This is a genomic window from Janthinobacterium rivuli (genome assembly GCF_009208735.1).
In the GTDB taxonomy this organism is placed as follows: domain Bacteria; phylum Pseudomonadota; class Gammaproteobacteria; order Burkholderiales; family Burkholderiaceae_D; genus Janthinobacterium.
The window spans coordinates 148,631-169,913 of the sequence record NZ_WFLJ01000010.1 but is presented as its reverse complement, the minus strand read 5'-3'; the positions used below and the strand labels follow the sequence as shown (position 1 = coordinate 169,913).

Annotated in this window: 22 protein-coding genes; 13 read left to right on the top strand and 9 right to left on the bottom strand. The window is 66.8% G+C overall.

Annotated features, from left to right (window positions below):
- The first annotated feature begins 21 nt into the window (after positions 1 to 21).
- The 5 genes from ssuE to GCN78_RS15290 are packed head-to-tail and all read left to right on the top strand — an operon-like array spanning position 22 to position 4,490.
- Positions 22 to 642, top strand: coding sequence for an NADPH-dependent FMN reductase (gene ssuE, locus GCN78_RS15310; RefSeq protein ID WP_152252457.1), 621 nt, complete (start codon positions 22 to 24; stop codon positions 640 to 642).
- 25 nt (positions 643 to 667) lie between these two features.
- Entirely contained in the window at positions 668 to 1,666 is a 999-nt protein-coding gene (locus tag GCN78_RS15305) for a sulfonate ABC transporter substrate-binding protein (RefSeq protein WP_193316750.1), read from the top strand.
- A 16-nt stretch (positions 1,667 to 1,682) separates the two neighbouring features.
- On the top strand, positions 1,683 to 2,843 hold the full coding sequence (gene ssuD / locus GCN78_RS15300) for an FMNH2-dependent alkanesulfonate monooxygenase (RefSeq protein ID WP_152252456.1): 1,161 nt from the start codon (positions 1,683 to 1,685) through the stop codon (positions 2,841 to 2,843).
- Between the two features lies 1 nt (position 2,844).
- Complete coding sequence (gene ssuC, locus GCN78_RS15295) at positions 2,845 to 3,636, top strand: aliphatic sulfonate ABC transporter permease SsuC (protein ID WP_152252455.1); 792 nt, start codon at positions 2,845 to 2,847, stop codon at positions 3,634 to 3,636.
- 23 nt (positions 3,637 to 3,659) lie between these two features.
- Complete coding sequence (locus GCN78_RS15290; RefSeq protein WP_152252454.1) at positions 3,660 to 4,490, top strand: ATP-binding cassette domain-containing protein; 831 nt, start codon at positions 3,660 to 3,662, stop codon at positions 4,488 to 4,490.
- Here GCN78_RS15290 and GCN78_RS15285 read toward each other — a convergent pair.
- Both GCN78_RS15285 and GCN78_RS15280 read right to left on the bottom strand, forming a co-directional pair.
- Complete coding sequence (locus tag GCN78_RS15285) at positions 4,447 to 5,172, bottom strand: HAD-IA family hydrolase (protein WP_152252453.1); 726 nt, start codon at positions 5,170 to 5,172, stop codon at positions 4,447 to 4,449. The two genes, GCN78_RS15290 and GCN78_RS15285, sit on opposite strands and share 44 nt — an antisense overlap.
- Before the next feature lie 55 nt (positions 5,173 to 5,227).
- The gene (locus GCN78_RS15280; RefSeq protein WP_152252452.1) at positions 5,228 to 5,683 is read right to left on the bottom strand and encodes an META domain-containing protein; all 456 of its coding nucleotides are present in this window, start codon (positions 5,681 to 5,683) and stop codon (positions 5,228 to 5,230) included.
- A gap of 151 nt (positions 5,684 to 5,834) precedes the next feature.
- On the opposite strand from GCN78_RS15280, the gene GCN78_RS15275 reads away from it, so the two are divergent.
- From GCN78_RS15275 to GCN78_RS15255, 5 genes are all read left to right on the top strand, one after another.
- Complete coding sequence (locus GCN78_RS15275) at positions 5,835 to 6,770, top strand: hypothetical protein (protein WP_152252451.1); 936 nt, start codon at positions 5,835 to 5,837, stop codon at positions 6,768 to 6,770.
- On the top strand, positions 6,767 to 8,236 hold the full coding sequence (gene pdxR / locus GCN78_RS15270; protein ID WP_152252450.1) for a MocR-like pyridoxine biosynthesis transcription factor PdxR: 1,470 nt from the start codon (positions 6,767 to 6,769) through the stop codon (positions 8,234 to 8,236). The genes GCN78_RS15275 and pdxR overlap by 4 nt, the downstream gene beginning before the upstream one ends.
- A gap of 178 nt (positions 8,237 to 8,414) precedes the next feature.
- Entirely contained in the window at positions 8,415 to 9,551 is a 1,137-nt protein-coding gene (locus tag GCN78_RS15265) for a benzoate/H(+) symporter BenE family transporter (RefSeq protein ID WP_226939658.1), read from the top strand.
- A gap of 91 nt (positions 9,552 to 9,642) precedes the next feature.
- Positions 9,643 to 10,374: a CPBP family intramembrane glutamic endopeptidase gene (locus GCN78_RS15260; RefSeq protein ID WP_152252448.1), complete on the top strand. Its 732-nt coding sequence runs from the start codon at positions 9,643 to 9,645 to the stop codon at positions 10,372 to 10,374.
- 29 nt (positions 10,375 to 10,403) lie between these two features.
- A complete protein-coding gene (locus tag GCN78_RS15255) occupies positions 10,404 to 10,946 on the top strand; it encodes a gamma carbonic anhydrase family protein (protein ID WP_152252447.1) in 543 nt (180 codons plus the stop codon).
- Here the strand turns inward: GCN78_RS15255 and GCN78_RS15250 are convergent.
- The 7 genes from GCN78_RS15250 to GCN78_RS15220 all read right to left on the bottom strand — a co-directional run bounded on the left by GCN78_RS15250 (position 10,919) and on the right by GCN78_RS15220 (position 16,962).
- Positions 10,919 to 11,863: an acyl-CoA desaturase gene (locus GCN78_RS15250; RefSeq protein WP_226939652.1), complete on the bottom strand. Its 945-nt coding sequence runs from the start codon at positions 11,861 to 11,863 to the stop codon at positions 10,919 to 10,921. The genes GCN78_RS15255 and GCN78_RS15250 overlap by 28 nt on opposite strands.
- Entirely contained in the window at positions 11,860 to 12,177 is a 318-nt protein-coding gene (locus GCN78_RS15245) for a DUF3144 domain-containing protein (protein WP_152252446.1), read from the bottom strand. The genes GCN78_RS15250 and GCN78_RS15245 overlap by 4 nt, the downstream gene beginning before the upstream one ends.
- A 29-nt stretch (positions 12,178 to 12,206) precedes the next feature.
- Positions 12,207 to 12,728: a gluconokinase gene (locus tag GCN78_RS15240; RefSeq protein WP_226939651.1), complete on the bottom strand. Its 522-nt coding sequence runs from the start codon at positions 12,726 to 12,728 to the stop codon at positions 12,207 to 12,209.
- 17 nt (positions 12,729 to 12,745) lie between these two features.
- Positions 12,746 to 13,249 (bottom strand): OmpA family protein, encoded by a 504-nt coding sequence (locus GCN78_RS15235; RefSeq protein WP_152252445.1) that lies wholly within the window; start codon positions 13,247 to 13,249, stop codon positions 12,746 to 12,748.
- A 16-nt stretch (positions 13,250 to 13,265) separates the two neighbouring features.
- On the bottom strand, positions 13,266 to 14,525 hold the full coding sequence (locus tag GCN78_RS15230) for a diguanylate cyclase domain-containing protein (RefSeq protein WP_226939650.1): 1,260 nt from the start codon (positions 14,523 to 14,525) through the stop codon (positions 13,266 to 13,268).
- Between the two features lie 8 nt (positions 14,526 to 14,533).
- Positions 14,534 to 15,115: a YfiR family protein gene (locus GCN78_RS15225; RefSeq protein ID WP_226939649.1), complete on the bottom strand. Its 582-nt coding sequence runs from the start codon at positions 15,113 to 15,115 to the stop codon at positions 14,534 to 14,536.
- Positions 15,116 to 15,309: 194 nt separating this feature from the next.
- Complete coding sequence (locus tag GCN78_RS15220; protein ID WP_152252443.1) at positions 15,310 to 16,962, bottom strand: Na+/H+ antiporter; 1,653 nt, start codon at positions 16,960 to 16,962, stop codon at positions 15,310 to 15,312.
- A gap of 189 nt (positions 16,963 to 17,151) precedes the next feature.
- On the opposite strand from GCN78_RS15220, the gene GCN78_RS15215 reads away from it, so the two are divergent.
- Genes GCN78_RS15215 through GCN78_RS15205 form a run of 3 tightly spaced genes read left to right on the top strand, consistent with a single transcriptional unit; the run spans position 17,152 to position 21,261 of the window.
- Complete coding sequence (locus tag GCN78_RS15215) at positions 17,152 to 18,450, top strand: c-type cytochrome (protein WP_152252442.1); 1,299 nt, start codon at positions 17,152 to 17,154, stop codon at positions 18,448 to 18,450.
- Between the two features lie 29 nt (positions 18,451 to 18,479).
- Positions 18,480 to 18,947 (top strand): (2Fe-2S)-binding protein, encoded by a 468-nt coding sequence (locus GCN78_RS15210; protein WP_152252441.1) that lies wholly within the window; start codon positions 18,480 to 18,482, stop codon positions 18,945 to 18,947.
- Positions 18,940 to 21,261, top strand: a complete 2,322-nt coding sequence (locus GCN78_RS15205; protein WP_152252440.1) for a xanthine dehydrogenase family protein molybdopterin-binding subunit — start codon at positions 18,940 to 18,942, stop codon at positions 21,259 to 21,261. The genes GCN78_RS15210 and GCN78_RS15205 overlap by 8 nt, the downstream gene beginning before the upstream one ends.
- Positions 21,262 to 21,283: the final 22 nt, after the last annotated feature.

Genomic DNA, 21,283 nt, shown 5'->3' with positions numbered 1-21,283 from the left:
AACTACAGGGACGGGCATCACATGAGCATCTTGTTATTGGGCGGCAGCCCGCAACTCCCCTCAAGTTCCAGCCGTTTGCTGCTGCATATCGGCGAACAGCTGGCGCTGCAGGGCCACGGCTACGCCAGTCTGCATGTGCGCGACTTGCCGTCGCGCGCCTTGCTGCTGGCCGACTACGATGACGCGGCGATTGCCCGCGCCGTGCGCGCCGTGGCGGACGTGGACGCCATCGTGATCGCCACGCCCATCTACAAGGCTGCGTATACGGGCTTGCTGAAAGCCTTCCTCGACCTGCTGCCGCAAGATGGCCTGGCCGGCAAGCTGGTGCTGCCGCTGGCCACGGGCGGCGGCCATGCGCATACCCTGGCGCTCGACTATGCGCTGCGTCCCGTGCTGCATGCGCTGGGCGCCAAGCAAGTCTTCACCAGCATCTATGCCAATGCGCAGCAGCTGGACTGGCACGAGGAGCGGGGCCTGAGCCTGGACGCGCCGATTGCCGAACGCGTACAGGCCGGCATCGAGGAACTCTCCAGCGGCCTGTTCGTGCTGCGGGGCCGGCGTCCGACCGCGCCAGCCGAGATCCCGCTCCCCGTGCGTTCGCTGCAGGACCAGCCTTACGCGCCCCATTATCAAGCCGCCTGATTATTCACCGACCAAAGGAAGCACCATGACACACCGCCACGCACAACGCCTCTCGCGCCGTACCACTTTGGGTTTGCTGTTTTCTGCCGTCGCCGGCGTGATGGCGGCCGGCATGCCGGTCGCGGCGCAGGCGCAAGCCAAGGGCGAGGTCCGCATCGGTTACCAGAAATACGGCACATTGACCCTGCTCAAAGGGCGCGGCACCCTGGAAAAACGCCTGGCCGAGCAGGGCGTGGGCGTGAAATGGACGGAGTTCCCGGCCGGCCCCGTGCTGCTCGAAGGCCTGAACGTGGGCAGCATCGATTTCGGTACCGTGGGCGAGGCGCCGCCGATCTTCGCCCAGGCAGCCGGCGCCAACCTGGTGTATGTCGGCAATGAGCCGGCGTCGCCCGCCAGCGAAGCCATCGTCGTGCCCAAGGGTTCCGGCCTGCGCACCCTGGCCGACCTGAAGGGCAAGAAAATCGCCCTGAACAAGGGCTCGAACGTGCATTACCTGCTGTTGAAGGCGCTGGAAAAGGCCGGCGTCGCGTACGCCGACATCCAGCCCGTGTTCCTGCCGCCGGCCGATGCGCGCGCCGCCTTCGAGCGGGGGAGCGTGGATGCCTGGGCCATCTGGGACCCGTTCCTGGCGGCCGCCGAAAAGCAGCTGGGCGCGCGCGTGCTGGCCGACGGCAAGGGCCTGGTGGCGAACTACCAGTTCTACCTGGCCTCGCGCACCTATGCGGAGAAAAACCCCGAGATCCTGCGCATCGTGCTCGATGAAGTGGCCAAGGTCGATGACTGGGGCCGCAACAACCCGGACGAGGTGGCGACGATCCTGTCGGCGCAGACGGGCTTGAGTAAAGACGTCGTGGCGCTGGCCGCCGCGCGCTATGCGTATGGCGTCAAACCCGTGTCGGTTGACGTCATCGCCTCGCAGCAAAGGGTGGCGGACGCCTTTTCCAGCCTGAAGCTGATTCCGAAACCGATCGTCGTCAAGGATGCGCTGCTGCCGGCGCGCCAGCTGGCCACCAGCACCAAATAATCAAGGAGTACACACCATGTCATTGAATGTCTTCTGGTTCATCCCTACCCACGGCGACAGCCGCTACCTGGGCACGTCGCAGGGCGCACGCCCCGTCGATGCCGATTATCTGCGCCAGGTGGCAGTGGCCGCCGACACGCTCGGCTACGGCGGCGTGCTGCTGCCGACGGGCCGCTCCTGCGAAGATGCGTGGGTGGTGGCGTCGTCCTTGATCAGCGTGACGCAAAAACTCAAATTCCTCGTGGCCGTGCGGCCCGGCCTGTCCACGCCCGGCCTGGCCGTGCGCATGGCGTCCACGTTTGACCGCCTGTCGAACGGGCGCCTCTTGATCAACGTCGTCACGGGCGGCGACCAGGGGGAACTGGAGGCGGACGGCCTGTTTGCGGACCATGCCAAGCGTTATGAAATTTCCGACGAATTCATCAGGGTGTGGCGCGCCACCCTGGCGGGCGAAGGCGGCGCCGCCGGCTACGATTTCGAGGGCAAGCATATCCAGGTGAAGGGCGCGAAAACCCTGTATCCGCCCGTGCAGAAGCCGTATCCGCCGCTGTATTTCGGCGGTTCGTCCGAGCCCGCGCACGAACTGGCGGCCGAGCAGATGGACGTCTACCTGACGTGGGGCGAGCCGCCCGCCGCGGTCGCCGAGAAGATCGCCGACATCCGCGCGCGCGCCGCCAAGCGCGGGCGCACGGTGCGCTTCGGCATCCGCCTGCACGTGATCGTGCGCGAAACGAATGAGGCGGCCTGGCGCGCGGCCGATGAACTGATCAGCCACCTGGACGACGACATCATCGCCAAGGCGCAGGCGGCCTTCGGCAAGATGGATTCCGTGGGCCAGCAGCGCATGGCGGCCCTGCACGGCGGGCGGCGCGACAAGCTCGAAGTGTCGCCCAACCTGTGGGCAGGCGTGGGTCTGGTGCGTGGCGGCGCGGGCACGGCCCTGGTGGGCGATGGTCCGACGGTGGTGGCGCGCATGCAGGAATACGCGGACCTGGGCATCGATACCTTCATTTTCTCCGGCTATCCACACCTGGAAGAATCGTACCGCTTTGCCGAACTGGTGTTCCCGCTGCTGGGCAAGGGCAAGGCCGTGGGCGAGCAATCGTTGAGCGGCCCCTTTGGCGAAGTCATGGCCAGCAATATCGTGCCGGCCGCGCCGCAGAAAAAGGCGGCCTGAGATGGCGAGGGCCGCCGTCAAGCGTCCGCCAGGCACGCCGTGGCGCAATGCGCTGGCGCCGTGGGCCCTGCCCGTGGCGCTGCTGCTGGCATGGCAGCTGGCGGCGCAGTGGGGCTGGCTGTCGAGCCGCATCCTGCCAGAGCCGTGGGCCGTGGCGAAAGCCTTCTGGCACCTGGCCGCATCGGGCGAATTGTGGCTGCACCTGAAAACGAGCTTGTGGCGCGCCACCGTCGGTTTCGCCATCGGCGCGGGACTGGGCTTGCTGCTGGGGCTATTGACGGGCAGTTTCCGCCATGCGGAAACCCTGCTCGACACGACCTTGCAAATGGTGCGCAACATCCCGGCCCTGGCCCTGATCCCGCTGGTGATCCTGTGGTTCGGCATCGACGAGACGGCCAAGCTGTTTCTGCTGGCCGTCGGCGTGTTCTTTCCCGTCTACCTGAACACCTTCCACGGCATCCGCTCGGCCGACCAGGGCTTGATCGAGATGGCGAAAAGCTATGGCCTGTCCGGCTGGCCCCTGTACCGCGACGTGATCCTGCCGGCCGCCATGCCCTCGATCCTGGTCGGCGTGCGCTTTTCGCTGGGACTCGTGTGGGTGCTGCTGATCGTCGCAGAAACCATCTCGGCGCAGGCCGGCATCGGCTACATGACCATGAATGCGCGCGAATTTTTGCAAACGGACGTGGTGCTGGTGGGGATACTGCTGTATGCCTTGCTGGGCAAGCTGGCCGACCTGTTCTCGCGGGGGCTGGAACGCCGCTGCCTGCGCTGGAATCCCGCCTACCGATAGTGACGAAACGAGGAAAGAACACCATGCTGCTCGCCCCCATCCAGATTGAAACGGATTTTTTATCGCATTTCGTGCGGTACGACCCGGCCGGCGCGCCGCCGCAGGCGAAGGTCGCCCCGCAGGCGCCTATGGCGCGCCGCGGCGTGCCGCTGGCCTTGACGCAATTGAGCAAGGCCTATGGCGAACGTCCCGTGCTGAACAACGTCGACCTGCAACTGGAAGCGGGCGAATTCGTCGCCATCGTGGGACGCAGTGGCTGCGGCAAGAGCACCTTGCTGCGCTCCATCGCTGGCCTGGAAAGCGTCGACGAGGGCAGCATCGCCATCGGCAGCGGCGTGGGCGCGCCCGACATCCGCATCATGTTCCAGGAATCGCGTCTGCTGCCGTGGAAGACGGTGCTCGACAACGTGGCCCTGGGCCTGCCCCGTTCCGTCGGTGCGGCGGCCGCCTCGCTGTGGACCGTCGGCCTGGCCGAGCGGGCTGACGACTGGCCGTCAGCGCTGTCGGGCGGCCAGAAGCAGCGCGTGGCGCTGGCGCGCGCCCTCGTGCACGAACCGCAATTGCTGCTGCTCGACGAGCCATTGGGCGCGCTCGACGCCCTCACGCGCATCGAGATGCAGCAGCTGATCGAGTCGCTGTGGCTGGCGCGCGGCTTCACGGCCGTGCTGGTGACGCACGACGTGGCCGAAGCCGTGGCCCTGGCCGACCGCGTGCTGCTGATCGAGGAGGGGCGGATCACCATGGACGTGCAGGTGGACTTGCCGCGCCCGCGCCAGCGCGGCCATGCGGCCTTCGCCGCGCTGGAGCAGGCTATCTTGTCGCGCGTGCTGCAACCGACTCCGCCAGCACGATGAAGCCGTCCGCATCGAGCGTCGCCACGATGGCTTCATAATTGTCGATGGCCGGGTGGCGGGTGGCCAGCGGGTGCGCATGCGTGGCGGTGACGACGATGACCTTCGCGCCAGCCGCCTCGCCCGCCTCGATGCCGACGGACGCATCTTCGAACACGAGGCAGTCAGCGGGCGCCACGCCCAGTTTTTCCGCCGCCAGCAAATAGCAATCGGGTTTCGGCTTGCCGGCCTTGACGTCTTCCGCCGTCACCATGATGGCGGGTATCGGCATGCCGGCCGCCTTCAGGCGGGCCGTGGCCAGCGCGCGCGGCGCCGAGGTGACGATCGCCCATTGCGCGGGCGGCAGCGACTGCAAAAAGCGCAGCGCGCCCGCGATTTCAATGATTCCTTCCACGTCGACGATCTCCGCATCCGTGATGCCCTGCGACTCGCGCTGCGCGTCGACGCCGGGCAAGCGCAGCTTGGCGATGGTGTCGACCGAACGGGCGCCGTGGATGGTGGGCAGGAAGGCCGCCACGTCGAGGCCCTGGCGCTGTGCCCAGGTGCCCCAGATGCGTTCCGCGGCGGCGATGGAATTGATGACGGTGCCGTCCATGTCGAACAGCAGGGCGCGGTAGCGGCCTGCGGCCCGGGGCGGCGTTGACGATAACGGTGGCTGCTGCAGCGGCGAGGGCAGTGCGGACATGGCTTCCTTCCAGATGATGGGCTGGAAGCCATTGTAACGGCAGTCGATTTTTATTTCACAGGTAGACCGATTCAAACCTGGCCACGGGCGCGCCATCCTTGAGCAGGATCAGATACTCGCCTTCGAAACGGTAGCCCGTCACGCTGTTCAAGTTGGCCAGCACGGCGCTTTCCAGCTGCATCAGGGGAGGCGGGCAGGCCATGCGCGTGCCGGCCAGCTGGGTGAAGCGCAGCGCCGTGCCGGCCAGCGTGTAGCCGCCCATGACCTGGTTGCAGCCCGTGAAACCGTGGACCTTGCCGTCGTCGGTGAGGGTGATGCGCACTTCGCGCTCCTGTTGCGGCGCCATCGTCACCGGGGCGCCATCGAGTTCCGTCAGCTTCCAGTAGGTATTCGTCAGGCTGTACGTCGGCTCCAGGCCGGTGGCCGGCTTGGCCCTGTCGGCTGTGGCGGCGCAGCCGCCCGCCATGGCGATGGCGGCGGCGAGGGACAGGTATTTCAGGCGATGCAGCATGGGAGGCTCCTGTTCAACGGTGAATAGTCGCCAGACTAGCACTTTTCCCGTGCCTGCCCGCGTACCGCAGCGGCCAATGTTTCCATTTTGCCAGTCCTGGCATTACACTCATGTTTTGTGCCGTATTCAACTTTTATCGGGAGCCGGGCCGATGCTGCAAGCGCAAGCGCTGGATAATCGACTGGTCGCCACCACCGGCGACGACGTGCTGGTCGACCGCATCGTGCCCGGCGCGCCGCTGGTGATCGCCTTCGGCTTCGTGTCGTGGACGACGCGTCCCGCCTTCGATTTTTACGGCCGCCTGCGCAAGCTGGAGCAGGCCAGCGGCCAGCACCTGAACAAGATCCTCGTGCGCGACTCGGGCAATGCCTGGTACCACCGCCGCATCACGGGCCTGGGCAACCACGTGGATGAAACGGCGCTAGCCTTGCGCGAGCTGGTGCGCCGCATCGCACCCAGTACCATCAGCACCCTCGGCCAGTCCATGGGCGCGTACGCGGCCGTCATGTATGGCTTGCTGCTGGACGCGCAGCAGATCGTCGCCTTCGGGCCGCTGTCCTTCCTCGACGTGGAACAGGCGCGCTTGTACCATGAGCTGCGCTGGCTGCCCGTGATGGAGTCGCTGGCGCAAGACCCGCCGCCATCGGGCTACTACGACCTGGCGGCCCTGTGCCGCGCCAGGGCGACGGAGACAACGCAGATGCACCTGGTGTTCGGCACGCGGCCGGATGCGGCCAACGCCGGCGCCGGCGCCAGCGAGTCGGTCAACCTCGACGCCATGCACGCGCAGCGTCTGGCCGCCTTCGGCCGCTGCACCCTGCATCCGTATCCCCACTCGGGTCATGCGGTGGTGCAGCACTTGATCGACACGCGGCGCATCAACGGCTTGCTGGCCAGCTGCATACTCGGTCTCACCTTGGACGATGAACCGATGCCGGACGTCAGCCGCGAGTGGCAGGACTGGGTGGCGGAAAACCTGCGCCTCGGCTGCGCCGGCGAACAGCTGGTGGCGGTGCTGCAGCAGCACGGCTTTTCGCTGGCCAGCAGCGTCGCCGCCGTGGATGCCGCCCGCGCCAAGGCCATATGACGCCGCTGTTCGAACTCGACACCCTGAAGATCCGCCTCGCCGCCCCTGAACTGGCGGCGCTCGAGCTGCGCGTGCGGGTGCAGCGCGCGCTGCGCCAGCTGATACTCGATGGCGTGCTGGCGCCCGGCCTGCGCCTGCCGGCCACGCGCGCGCTGGCGCAATCGCTGGGCGTGTCGCGCGACACGGTGGAAATGGCGTATGCGCAGCTGCGCCTCGATGGCTATCTGCGGCGCCAGGCGGGATCGGGCAGTTTTGTCTCGCCGACGATAGGCGCGAGCTTGCTGGGCAAGCCTGCGAGCGCGCTGCCGCCCTTGTCCGCGCAGCCGGTGGCCCTCAGCGCGCGCGGCGCGCACATCCTCGCCAGCGGCGGCGTGAACGACCAGCAGAGCGTGAAGGCGTTTGCCACGGGCTTGCCGGAAACGCGGGCCTTTCCGCTCGACGTGTGGGAGCGCTTGCGGCGCCAGGCGGCCGGCGAACACCATGTGCTGCTGCATGGCGACCCGCAAGGCGCCGAACCGCTGCGCCAGGCCATCGCCGACTATGTGAACCTGGAGCGGGGCGCGCGGGCCACGGCCGGCCAGGTGCTGGTGCTGAGCAGCACGCGCCAGGCCCTGTACCTGTGCGCGCAGGTGCTGGCCGACGCGCATGGCCCCATCCTGATGGAGGACCCCGGCTATTTCGGCGCACGCAAGGCGTTCGAGATGGCGCAATTGCAGGTGATTCCAGTACCCGTCGATGCCGATGGCTTGTCGATCGACCACCTGCGCGCGGACCGCAGCGGGGCCAACACCGTGTACGTCACGCCCTCGCACCAGTACCCGACGGGCGCCACCCTGGCGCTCGAGCGCCGCCTGGCCCTGACCGCCTGGGCTGCGGAGCGCCAGGGCTGGATCATCGAGGACGATTACGACAGCCAGTTTCACTACGCGGGTTTGCCGACGGCGTGCGTGCAGGGGCTCGACACGCAGCAGCGCACGATTTACCTGGGCACCTTCGCCAAGTCGCTGTATCCGGGTCTGCGGCTCGGCTACATGGTGCTGCCGCCCGCGCTGGTGAAACCGATGACGTATGCGCGCAGCATCCTCGATGGCCATACGCCGCAGCTGGACCAGCTGACATTGGCCCGTTTCATCGCCGACGGCCATTTCGCGGCCCATGTGCGCGCCATGCGCAAGGTCTACGCCGTGCGCCGCGATGCGATGGCGCAGGCCGTGCGGCGGCACTTGCCGCACGTGGTGACGGCGCAGCTGCCGCCGGGCGGCTTGCAGATGCCGTGTCTGCTGCACGAGGGCAGGGACGAGCTGGACACGCTACGCCTGGCGGCGCAGGCGGGCATCGTGCTGCCAGGCCTGAGCCGGCTGTATGCGAGGCCGCCGGAGCGGGGCGGCTGGCTGCTGGGCTTTGCGGCGCTCACGCCGCACGAGATCGACAGCGGCATCGTGCGCCTGGCCCGCGCGTTGGGGTGAGCGGTGAAGTGGTCTGCTGGATGTGTGGAAATTGGCCTGCCTGAGCAGTCCATGCGGGCGCTAAGATGCCCTTTTTTAAACCTCAGGCAAGGGCACACGCATGCAGACAAGTTCCACATCCTCGGCCATCACCGGCGACAGGCGCCAGGCGCGCTGGCGCGACCTGGCGTCCCCCGCCATGGCGGCCTTCATTTCCGTCCTCGTCAATTATGGCGGCACCTTCGTGCTGGTGTTCCAGGCGGCCCAGCTGGCCCAGCTCAGCGCCGCGCAGACGGCGTCCTGGGTCTGGTCGCTGAGCATCGGCGTGGGCGTGACGGGCATCTGGCTCAGCTACCGCTACCGCGCGCCCATCATCACGGCCTGGTCCACGCCCGGCGTGGCCTTCCTGGCCACCGTCATGCCGCACACGCCGTATGCCGAGGTGATCGGCGCCTACATCGTGTCCGCCATCGCCTTCATCTTGCTGGGCATGTCCGGCGCCTTCGAGCGCCTGGTGCGGCTGATACCGGGCGGCATCGCCGCCGGCTTGCTGGCCGGCATCCTGCTGCAATTCGGCGTGAACGCGTTCGGCGGCGCCAGCGCCGATCCGCTGCTGGTGGTCGTGCTGCTGCTGTCGTACGCCGTGCTGCGCCGTTTCACGGCGCGCTTTGCCGTGGTGGGCATCATGCTGATCGGCCTGACCCTGCTGCTGGCGCAGGGGCGCATCGATGCGCAAGGCATAGCACTGGCCCTGGCCGCGCCCGTGTTCGAGATGCCGCGCTTTTCCGTGGCGTCGCTGCTGGGCGTGGCGCTGCCCCTGTTCCTGATCACCCTGACGGGGCAATACATGCCCGGCATGCTGGTGCTGCGCAATGACGGTTACCAGGTCAGCGCCAGTCCGATTTTGACGGTGACGGGGCTCGGTTCGCTGCTCATGGCGCCGTTCGGCGCGCACGCGTTCAACGTGGCCGCCATCACGGCCGCCATCTGCACGGGCAAGGATGCGCATGCTGACCCGTCGAAGCGCTATGTCGCGGGCCTGGCGTGCGGCGTGCTGTACATTTTGGTGGGCATCTTCGGCGTCACCCTGGCCAGCCTGTTCATGGTATTGCCGCGCCCCTTCATCACGGCGCTGGCGGGTCTGGCCTTGCTGGGCGCCATCGGCAACAGCCTGGCGCAGGCGATGGCGGACGTGCGCATGCGCGAAACGGCGCTGATCACGTTTCTCGCCACGGCCGCGAATGTGACCTTGCTGGGCGTGGGCGGCGCCCTGTGGGGACTGGCGGCCGGGCTGACGGCGCATGCGCTGATGCATGGCTGGCGCAAGGCGGCCTGACGGCGGCGTCGCCAGATAGCTTGCCCAGGTTGCCGGCCGCCGCATACAATTGCTGCGCCCGTGCCCGTTGGCACTACCGAACGATTGAGCGATGCCCGAGATCACTTCCCTGGCGCGGTATCTGCTGGCGATCACGCCTGCCTTCCTCGTCTGCGCCGCCTTGCTGCTGGCGTTGCCACGGACAATTCCGCTGCTGCGCGTGCTCGTGCATATACTGTTCTTCGTGCTGGCGCGCGACGCGATGACGGCGCACGGCTACTGGCAAGTGGCGGCGGGCGGCTTGCGCTTCACGGCGCCGCCGCCGGTCTTGCTGGCGCTGGGCGCCATGTCGCTGGGGCTGGTGGCGAGTACTTGCTGGCTGGAAAGTGAGGCGCGCCGCCAGATCCGCTGGCTCGGCGTGCGCCCGGTCCTGTCCGTGCTGCTGGGTGTGGCGGGCGCGTGCGTGATCATCGCGCTGGCGACGGGCTTGAAAGCCGCTGTCGGCTTGCCGTCGCTGGCGCCCGTCGCGCCATCAGCGCTGCCCTTGCTGCTGGGCTTTGCGCTGGCGGCCAACTGTTATGAGGAATTGCTGTTCCGCAGCTTGCTGCAGCAGCAATTGCGCGCCTGGCTGCCGGCCTGGCGCGCGGCGCTGGTGTCGGGCCTGCTGTTTGGCCTGTGCCACGCCTTCCTCGCCACCACCGTCACGCAGGTGGGCGCGCCCATCCTCGTGTTCACCGTGATCGAAGGCGTGGTGGCGGGGCTGGTATATTGCCGTGCCGGCTTGCTGGGCGCGTCCCTGGCGCATGGCCTGGCGATTTTCGCGCTGGCCGCCGGCTGGGTGTGAATTTATTATTAATGAAAAGCGAGAAAACGATGCCAGTCAGTTCCTACCTGAATACCCGTCCCGTGCTGGGTGAGCGCGTCTACCTGCATGACACGGCGCAAGTGATTGGCGATGTGCGGATCGGCGACGATTGCTCGATCTGGTGCAACAGCGTACTGCGCGGCGACGTCAACCGCATCGTCATCGGCGAGGGCAGCAATATCCAGGACTTTTCCATGGGCCATGTGTCGCACAAGAATGCGGCCAAGCCCGACGGTTCGCCCTTGACCATTGGCAAATACGTGACCATCGGCCATTCCGTGATCTTGCACGGCTGCACCATCGGCGACGAATGCCTGATCGGCATGGGCAGTATCGTCATGGATGACGTGGTGGTGGAAAAGCACGTGATGCTGGGCGCGGGCAGCCTGGTATCGCCGGGCAAGGTGCTGGAAAGCGGCCACTTGTATGTAGGCCGGCCCGCCGTCAAGGTGCGCGCACTGACGGAAGCCGAGATCGCCTACCTGCGCTATTCGGCCGAGCATTACGTGCGCGTCAAAAACAATTACCTGGCCGGTGGCGACGACGCCTGAACGGCGGCGCCGTCAAGGCGGCGCAGTTCAGGCCGCGGCGCCAGGTCGTGCGGCAGGCGCAGGCCGGAGACGAGGCCCAGGCGCCGCAAGAGCAGCAGCATCCACCAGCCCGGGTCCCATTCGCCCGGCAGCAGGCCCAGCCTGGCTGAGCCCGGATAGGCGTGATGGTTGTTGTGCCAGCATTCGCCCATGGTCAGCAGCGAGGTCAGGCGGATATTCCTGCCTTGCACGGCGGCGCCATGGACCTCGAAGTGCATCTGCCCATGGTTGTGCGCGAAGTAGCCGATCAGCCAATGGCCGAGCACGCCGGCGCTGACCCGCGCGCAGACGCCCCAGCACACGAGGCCCCAGCCGCCCCAGGCGTAGAACAGCGCGGCCCACGGCAGTTGCTGCAGCATCCAGGTGGTTTCCAGAAAGCGGTAAAAGCGGTCGTGCGCGATGCGCGGTTCGATGGCGATGTGCGGCGGGTGGACGAGGTCCAGGCGGCAATGTAATTGCCACCAAGCATCGCGCCAGACGCCGGCGCCGTGGCGCAGATAGGGATGGCAGTCGGGCAGGCGCTGGGCATAGTCGCGCAGCTCGTGCTGGCGCAGCAGACCCAGCGGGCCGCTCAGGCCCACCAGCACGCCCAGGTAGACGAGCAGGTATTCCAGCCATCGCGGGCATTCAAAGCTGTCGTGGATCAGTTTGCGGTGGCTGCCCAGCGAATGGCCGAACAGCAGGACGATGGCCGTGCCGGCCGCAAACAGCAGCAGGCCGGTCCAGCTGAAGAAGAACACGGCGCCGGTCACGGCGCCGGCCAACATGGACATCAGCCACAGCGAGGGCAGCGGCGCATAGCGTACCACGCCGTCGAGCGCGCTGTCCGCGCCGGTGGCGCGGGCGCGGTGGCTGTCCAGGCTGGCTGCGGTGATCAACCCTGGGGGGCGGACGACGGTTGCGTGTATTTGTCGAAGTTGGCGATGTAGTCGTTGAAATTATCCGTCAGCATGCGCTTGTACTGTTCCGTGAAGAAGGTCACGGCGTCGTCCTTTTCCTGTTGCATCTTGGCCACATCGTTGGTCTTGCTGGCAACGAGGAAGGCGTTGAAGCGGGCTGCCGCGTACAGCAGCGAGGTGGCCACTTCGTTGCCGCGGCTCTGTTCGCATTGCTCGTTGGCCAGGGCGATGATCTGGTCGGCGCGTTCCCAGAATTCCGGGCCCGGTGCCGGTTTTGTCGTTGGTGTGGTCATAAAAATCCTTCGTGAAAGTGCGCGCCAGTCTACACAGGGCGCTGCGGACTGTCCAGCCGCGCGCCTGTCGGCGCTTGCAGGATCTGTTCGACCAGTGTTGCCAGCGGCTGGCGGATGTCGAGCACGATGCCGGCCTCGTCCGCCTGCAAGGGCTGCAGGGTGGCCAGCTGGCTGTCGAGCAGGCTGGGCGGCATGAAATGGCCGGGGCGCTGCAGGCGGCGCTCCAACACGGCGCGCGGGCCGTCCAGGTGGACGAAGCGCAGGGCCGGGTCGCCCTCGCGCAGCACGTCGCGGTAGGCGCGTTTCAGGGCCGAGCAGGAGACGACGAGCCCGCCGCCTTGCGCGCGGGCCGTGGCGATGCGTTCGCGCAGGGCGGCCAGCCAGCCGGCCCGGTCCACGTCGTCGAGCGGGATGCCGGCCGCCATCTTGGCCACGTTTTCCGGGGAATGCACGTCGTCGCCTTCCACGTAAGGCAGGTGCAAGGCTTGGGCCAGCAGGCTGCCGACGGCGCTCTTGCCGCAGCCGGAGACGCCCATCACGACCCAACGCATGGCGGGCACGCCCACGTTCAAGGCGCCGAAACGATGACGGTGACGCGGCGGTTTTCCGCCTTGCCCGTCTTGCTGGCGTTCGAAGCCACGGGCTTGCTCATGCCCAGGCCCTTGACGGTGATGTTGTCGCGTGGAATGCCCGATGCGCTCATGGCGTCGGCCACCACGTTGGCGCGCGCCAGCGACAGCTTGTTGTTGTACGCTTCCGTGCCTTCGTTATCCGTATGGCCTTCCACGCGCATGTGGGTAATGCCCACTTTCAGCAGGGCGGCGCTGATTTTCTGGATGGCGGTGCGGCTCGGTGGCGTCAGCTTGGCGGCGTCGAATTCAAACAGCAGCTTGTCGGTAAAGCTCAGCTCCCAGCCTTCGTCCGTCTGGTTGAAGCCTTGCTCCTTCAAGGTGGCGACTTGCTCGGCGTTGAACAGCGGTTTTGTCTCCGGCGTGCTCTGGCAGGCGGCCAGCAGGCCCAGCATCAGGAGGCCGAGGAAGCCGCGGCGTAATTGCTTGTAGAGGAAGTGCATGGTGTTGCTCCTTGGTTCAGGGGTGAAGGTGGGTTTGCGGCAGGCGCGCCACCTGGCGCGTGCCGCGCTGCGTCTGCTTGGCGCGGTACATGGCTTCGTCCGCCGCGCCCACGAGCGAAACGGCGTCGATGGCGTGATCGGGGAAGACGGCCACGCCGATGGTCAGCGAGCTGACGATGCTGTTGCCAGTGGGGAGGTCGATGGCTTGCGCCATGGCGGCGATGATGTTGTCGGCGATGTGCATGGCGTCGCTGCTGTTGCGCAGCGGCTTGAGCAGGATGGCGAATTCGTCGCCACCCAGGCGCGCCACCAGGTCGCCCTCGCGCAATTGCTGCTTGATGCGCGCGGCGATCGTCACCAGCACCCTGTCGCCCGAGGCGTGGCCGAAGGTGTCGTTGATGTACTTGAAACGGTCGCTGTCGAGGAACAGCACGGCCACCTTGCCATTGCCGACCCGCGCTTCGAGAATGGCGCGTTCCAGCTCCGCTTCCATGAAGGCGCGGTTCGACAGGCCCGTCAGACTGTCGTGGTTGGCGCGATGCGACAGCGACGCGTGTTCCTTTTGCAGATGGCTTTGCCACGCTTCCAGTTCGTCGAGCAGGGCGTTGAAGTCGTCATTGATCTGGTTCAGCTCGGCGATGTTGGCCGGCGGCACGCGCAGTTCGAACGAACGGTCGCGCCGCACGCGGTGCGCCGTTTCCGCCAGATGGCGCAGGGGCGACGTGATCTCCGTTTCCATGCGGCGCGACAGACGCACGGCGACGACCAGGCTCAGCACCAGGCAGGCGAGCAGGCAGGAAAGGCCGCTCAGCAGGAAAGGCAGCAGGCTGCGGCTGTGCGGCACCAGGGTGATGTTGCCGATGGCCTGTTCATTGCGCATGATGGGAAAGGTCAGCGAATCGGGCAGCATCCAGCCTGTCAGCGCGCGTTCGATGACGTAGCGCGTGCCGTGCTGGCCCCGTTCCCAGTGGGCCAGCACCTTGCCGGCCTGGTCGCTCACCCGTGCCTGGTCGACGTCTTCATTGACGCCGATCAGGGCCAGCGCTTCCTTGGCCGCCATGGAGTCGCCAAAGACGACGGCCCCTTCCACCGTGTAGCTCATCGAGCGGGCCACCAGGCGCAGGTTCTGGTCCGAATACACGCGCAGGGCCAGCAGCGCCACGGCCGTCAGGGTCAGGCCGGCCGCCAGCACGGCGATCAGCGACACGCTCAGGTGGGCACGCCGCAGCACGCTGTCGAGCGTGGGGCGGAGCTTGCGGGCAGGCTTGCTGTTCATGCGGGCGCTCATGGCGGCGGTCCCTTGCGACGTGCAATTTGCAAGGCGTTCGGATGCACGCGCAGGCCGCTGCGGGCGATGGCGTCGAGGTTGACGTCAAAACCGATCTGCGCGTCGTTCAGGCGCAGGCAGAACATGGTGCCCACGCTGCAGGACGTGCCGGGTTCTGCGACCGACAGAATCGGCTTGCCGATGATCTGCGCCAGCAGATGTTCGCGTTCGCCCTCCGGCAAGCTGCCCAGGTAGACGACGTCGCATTCGCTGGCCGCGCTGGCCGCTGCGGGGACTTTCACGCGGATGCGCTGGCCCAGGCTGGAGGCGGGCGTGTCGACGATGGCCGCGCCGTAGCGGGGCGCGCCGAGCATGCAGACGCGCACTTCCGGGCGCGCCACGGGCCAGCGCACATAACTGATGATGCCAAACAGGACCTGGGCCACCTCGGCGGGACGCCTGGCGTCGGCCGCCGCGCCCGTTTGCGCCCACGCCGCGCATGGCGCCAGCGCAGCGCAGGCGAGCAGCGATGCCAGCAGCACATGGGCGAGCAGGGCGGGCGGCGCAAGGCGCTGCCTGTGGCGAGGGAAGGAGGGCACGGCGTCGGTGTCTTTATGCAGGTCGGGTGGCTATTCAAATAGTTACTCAACAACACAGACTGTACGGAAGTCCCTGCCGAAAGTAAATCACGGCGCTACGCCATCAACCTTGCATTATAAACACGAATGTTAAAACTTGCATTCTTTACCATGAGAATTACTTATCAACACTGCCGTGGCACGCCAAAGTGTTGCTATTCTTCCAGTGTTGCTTCCAGCAAGTCGATTTCGCGCAGCAGGCGCAAATGGATGGTGTCGTCCAGTTCGCCCGAAATGCGGCGCCGGAACAGTTCATCGCGTTCCGCGTTCAGCGCTTCCAGGCGCAGCGCGCGCTCGGCCTTGGCCAGTTCCTGCAAGCGCATCGCCTCGTCGTTGCTGCTTTCGCCATACGCGAGGCGGCGCCGGTAGGCTTCGATCAGGCGGTTGGCCGCCTCGGTGACGACTTGCTGCTTGTCATTTTTGTCGATGCCTTCGCACACCTTTTCCAGCCGCGCGATGGCCGCTTCGGCGGCGGCGGCCCGGGCATTGCGCTCTTCCGTCGAGCGGCGCGCGGGCGGCGCGAACACCAGGCCTTTGGTCAGCAGGGGCAAGGTGACGCTGGCCAGCAGCAGCGACAGCAAGATCACGCCCATGGCCAGGAAGATGACGAGGTCGCGCGCGGGAAAGCGCGTGCCGTCGGGCAAGAACAACGGCAGGGTCAAAATGCCGGCCAGGGTCAGCGCGCCGCGCACGCCCGCGAACGACGCCACCAGCAACAGGCGCAGGCTGGGGCGGGCCAGCAGCGCCGCATCCTTCGGTTCGCCCGCGATTTTCTTGTGGTGCTTGAACAGGGTCAGTTTCATGGAAATGAAGACCCAGAGGAAGCGCATGAAGGTCAGCCCCACCGTGATGGCGACGACGAACAGGGGCAGCTTCCAGGCGCTGCCGGCGCCCACTTCCATGGAGGCGGCCGGCAAGCCGGCAACGGTGGCGGGCAGCTGCGCGCCGAGCATGACGAAGATCACGCCATTCAAGACCAGTTGCACGGTATCCCACACGGCCTTGCGCTGGGTGCGCGTGGCGGCCAGCGGACGGCCGATCAGGTCGGCATAATGCATCGACACGCCCGCCGTGGCGGCGGCCAGGATGCCGGAGCCGTGGATTTGCTCGGCGCCCAGGTAGGCGGCGAACGGGATCAGGATGCTGATCAGAATTTGCAGGCCCGGCTCTTCGCCGACCTTGCTCACCAGCCATTTATTCGCCAGGCCCACGCCCCACGAGATGGCCAGGCCGATGATGATGCCGCCGCCCGCTTCCTGCAGGAAACTCAGCGAGGCGGCGCCGATGGAAAAGCCGCCCGTCATCATGGCGCCCACGGCAAACGTGAAGCAGACGAGGCCCGACGCGTCGTTGAGCAAGGATTCGCCTTCGAGGATGTGCATCAGGCGCGGCGGAATGGGATTGCCGGCGGCGATCGCCGAGACGGCCACCGGGTCGGTCGGCGACAGGATGGCGCCCAGCGCGAAGGCGACGGCCAGCGGCACGCTGGGAATGAGCCAGTCGATGAAGAAACCCATGCCCAGCACGGTAAACAGCACCAGGCCGATGGCCAGCATCAGGATCGAGCGCGCGTCGGAAAAGAAGGCGCCCTTGGGAATGCGCCAGCCATCGAGAAACAGCAGCGGCGGGATGAAGAGCAGGAAGAAAATATCGGGATCGAGCGGCACTTGCACGCCAAACACGGCCAATCCCGTGCCGCCGGCGATCTGGATCAGGGGCAGCGGCAGCTTGACCCAGCGCGAGCGGGCGAGAAAGCCGCACAGGACGACGGTCAGGACGAGGATGAGGATGATGGTAACGGTATGCATGAAGGAGCGGCGGCGTGCTGAAACGCTGATTATAAGGCGCAGCCCACCTGCGGCACGACCTCCGTGTCATTGCGTACATACAACAAGTCACAATCGCGGTAAGATTATCCCTATCATTGTCATCATCTGCCCTGTTGCTGCCGTCCGTGCGCGGCAGGCGCGTGCTTAGCCTTTTATCGGACTCCTGTTTTGCTCAAAAAGATTTTCACCGGCCTGCTGTTGTCGCTGGCATTGCTCATCGTGGCGGCGCTGGCTGCCTACTTGTATTACTGGCGCCCCGCGCTGGCGCCCATCGATCCGCCTGCGGCCACCGCGTTTTCCCCGCAAGTGGTGGAGCGGGGCCGCATCCTGGCCGGCATGGGCAATTGCGCCGCCTGCCATACGGCCAAGGGCGGCGCCGAGTACGCGGGCGGCCACGGCCTGGCCACGCCGTTCGGCACGATCTATGCGACGAATATCACGCCCGACAGACAAACGGGCATCGGCCGCTGGTCGCTGGCCGCCTTCCAGCGGGCCATGCGCGAAGGCGTGGGCCGCGATGGCGCGCATTTGTATCCCGTCTTTCCGTACACCCATTTCAACCTTGTCTCGGACACCGACCTGACGGCCCTGTACGCGTATTTCATGACGCGCCCGCCCGTGTACGCGGCGGCGCCCGTCAACAGCGTGCCTTTCCCCTTGAACCTGCGGCCGTTACAGGCGGGCTGGAAACTGCTGTTTTTCAAGCCGGCGGCGTATCGGCTCGATGCCGCGCAAGGGCTGGACTGGAACCGGGGCCGCTACCTGGCCGAAGGCCTGGCCCATTGCGCCGCCTGTCACACGCCGCGCAATGCGCTGGGCGCCGAGCTGGCCGGTTCCTCGTATCTGGGCGCGTCCATCGACCACTGGTATGCGCCGGCCTTGACCAGCGCCAACACGGCGCCCTTGCCATGGACGCAGGATGAACTGTATGCCTTCCTGCGTACGGGGGCGACGGCCTTGCACGGCGTGGCGGCAGGACCCATGTCGGCCGTCGTGCACGAAGGCATGGGCGCTGCGCCCGACAGCGATATCCGTGCGCTGGCAACGTATTTTGCCGGCGTGGCGGCAGTCGGGCAACGCCAGGTCGATACCGATACCGTGGTGAAAGCCGGCATCGCCCGCTCGCAAAGAGTCAGCCTGGTCGACAATGACCGTGGCGCCAGCCTGTACGTGGCCGCCTGCGCGTCGTGCCACTCGAACAGCGATGGCCGGCCCGTGGCCCTGCGTCCGGAACTGAGCCTGAACAGCGCCGTCAGCGCGCCCGATCCCGCCAACCTGATCCAGGTGATATTGCACGGCATTAGCAAGGACGCGGCCATGCCCGGCGTGCTGATGCCCGGCTTTGCCGCCTCGCTGACGGACAACGACGTGGCCCAGCTGGCCGCCTATCTGCGCCGCAGCCGCAGCCACCAGCCGGCCTGGACGAACCTGGAAGCGGCCGTGGCGCGCGCGCGTGCCGGCAAGTAATCTCTGAAAGCTTCTTATGTATAACACTCATGTATAACATCATTGTGAATGGCCAGCCCTTCGGCACCGAGGCCGATGCCGAGACACCCCTGCTGTGGGTGCTGCGCGACGAAGCCCATTTGACAGGCACGAAGTTTGGCTGCGGCATCGGCATGTGCGGCGCCTGCACCGTGCACGTGGATGGCCGCGCCATGCGCTCGTGCATCACGCCGATTGCCGCCGTGGCCGGCTGCGCCATCACCACCATCGAAGGCCTGTCGCCCGATGGCACGCACCCGCTGCAGCGGGCCTGGCTGGCCACGCAGGCGCCCCAGTGCGGCTATTGCCAGTCGGGCCAGATCATGCAGGCGGCCACCTTGCTGAAAGACTATCCGCAACCGACGGATGCGAATATCGATGCCGTCATGAGCGGCAACCTGTGCCGCTGCATGGCGTATGTACGCATCCGCAAGGCGATCAAACTGGCGGCCGGCATGCAGGAGGCGCCCGGTGTTTAAATTGCCGAAAGAAAATTCCGCCACCCGCCCCAGCTCGCTGGGCCGGCGCGGTTTCCTGATCGCCGCCGCCGGCACGGGGTTGACGCTCGCTTTCTTGCGCGCCGACAGCTCATTGGCTGCCGGCAAGGTGGCGTCCGCGTCGCCGGCTAAGTCTGCCACTGCGCCCGTGTTCGACCCCAGCATCTGGTTCCAGATCGGCCGCGACGGCATCGTCACCGTCAACATCGCCAAGGCGGAAATGGGCCAGCACATCGGCACGGCCCTGGCGCGCATCGTGGCCGAGGAACTGGAGGCGGACTGGAACAAGGTGCGCCTGCATTACGTGGACACGGACCCGAAATGGGGCTTGATGGTGACGGGCGGCAGCTGGTCCGTGTGGCAGAATGTTGACCCGCTCAGCCGCGCCGGCGCGGCCGGGCGCCTGGCGCTAGTCGAGGAGGGCGCGCGCCTGCTGCGCGTGCCCGTGTCCGCCTGCCACGCCAGACTGGGCGTCGTGCATGGCCGGGGGCGCTCGATCAGCTATGGCGACATCGTGCGCCGTGGCAAGCTGACGCGCCACTACACGCCCGAGCAACTGAAAGCCATCGTGCTCAAGACGCCGCGGCAGCGCAGCCTGATCGGCCAGCAGGTGCAGGCGCTCGACATCCCCGCGAAAATCAATGGCACGGCCGTGTACGGCATCGATGCGCAGGTCGAGGGCATGCTGTATGCGCGCCCGAAGATCCCGCCCACGCGCTACGGCGCGAAAGTGGTGTCCATCGACGATACGGCGGCGAAAAAGGTGAAGGGCTACCTGCGCTCGTTCGCCCTGCAAGACCCCAGCGGCACGGTGCCCGGCTGGGTCATGGTGGTGGCCGACACGTATGCGGCCGCCATGCGCGCGGCCGACCTGGTGCAGGTGAAATGGCGGGCCGGCGCGGCCGCCCATGTGTCGGAGCAGGATATCCTCAACTACGCCAGCAAACAACTGGCCGATGCCAGCCTGGGCGCCCGCGTGGTCGATGATGATGGCGTGGAGCAAGCGTTCAAGGATGCCAGCCTGCAACTCGAACGTCACTACACGACGAGCACCGTGTTGCATTTCCAGTTGGAACCGGTGAATGCCCTGGCGCAGGAGATCGACGGCGTCTGGCATATCCATGCGGGCAATCAATGGCAATCGCTGATCCTGCCCGTGCTGGCGCAGGCGTTGAAGGTGCCCGAGAGCAAGGTCATGCTGCATACCTATTTGCTGGGCGGCGGTTTCGGGCGGCGCCTGAATGGCGATTATTGCGTGCCGGCCGCGCTGGCGGCGCAAGCCGTGGGGCGGCCCGTCAAGATGATTTGCACGCGGGCCGACGATGCCCGTTTCGATTCGCCCCGTTCGCCGTCCGTGCAGCATGTGCGCATGGCGTTCGACGACGCCGGCAAGGTGTCGGCGATGGTGCACGAGGCCAGCGCGGGCTGGCCCACGCAAGCGATGATTCCCGCCTTCCTGGCCAAGGATAAGCAGGGCCATCCGTATGATCCGTTCGCCATCGCCGGCGCCGACCACTGGTACACGGTGGGCGCGCAGCGCGTGCGGGCCGTGTCGAACGACCTGGCCAACAGCAGTTTTCGCCCCGGCTGGCTGCGCTCCGTGGGGCCCGGCTGGACGAATTGGGCTGTGGAAAGTTTCATGGACGAGGCGGCGCAGGCGGCCAAGGTCGATCCGCTGGCGTTTCGCCTGTCCCTGCTGCAGGCCACGGGGCGCAACGCGGGCAGCGCGCCGAACGCCGTCGGCGGCGCCGCACGCCTGGCCCACGTGCTGCGGCGCGTGGCGGACAAGGCGGGCTGGGGCACGGCCATGCCGCCCGACACGGGCCTGGGCATCGCCGCCACGTTCGGCCAGGAACGCGACATGCCCACCTGGACGGCGTGCGTCGCCCGGGTGAAAGTGGATCGCAGCACTTGCATGGTGAAAGTCGAAAAACTGTTCATGGTGATCGATGCGGGCAGCATCGTCGACCCCGATGGCGCGCTGGCCCAGGCGGAAGGGGGCGCGCTGTGGGGCGTGAGCATGGCCTTGCATGAAGGCACGGCCTTCCTGAACGGCGAGGTGAAGGATACCAACCTGAATACCTACACGCCCCTGCGCATGGCCGACGTGCCCGAGCTCGATATTGAATTCGTTGCCAGCACGGCAACGTCGACGGGCATGGGCGAACCGCCCACGACGGCCGTGGCGCCGGCCATCGGCAACGCCATCTTCGCCGCCGTGGCCTCGCGCGTGCGGCATTTGCCGATCCGCCCGGAAGCCGTGCTGAAGGGGCTCGACCGGCACGGCGCCGTGTGATGCGGGTGCGTGGCGAATTTGA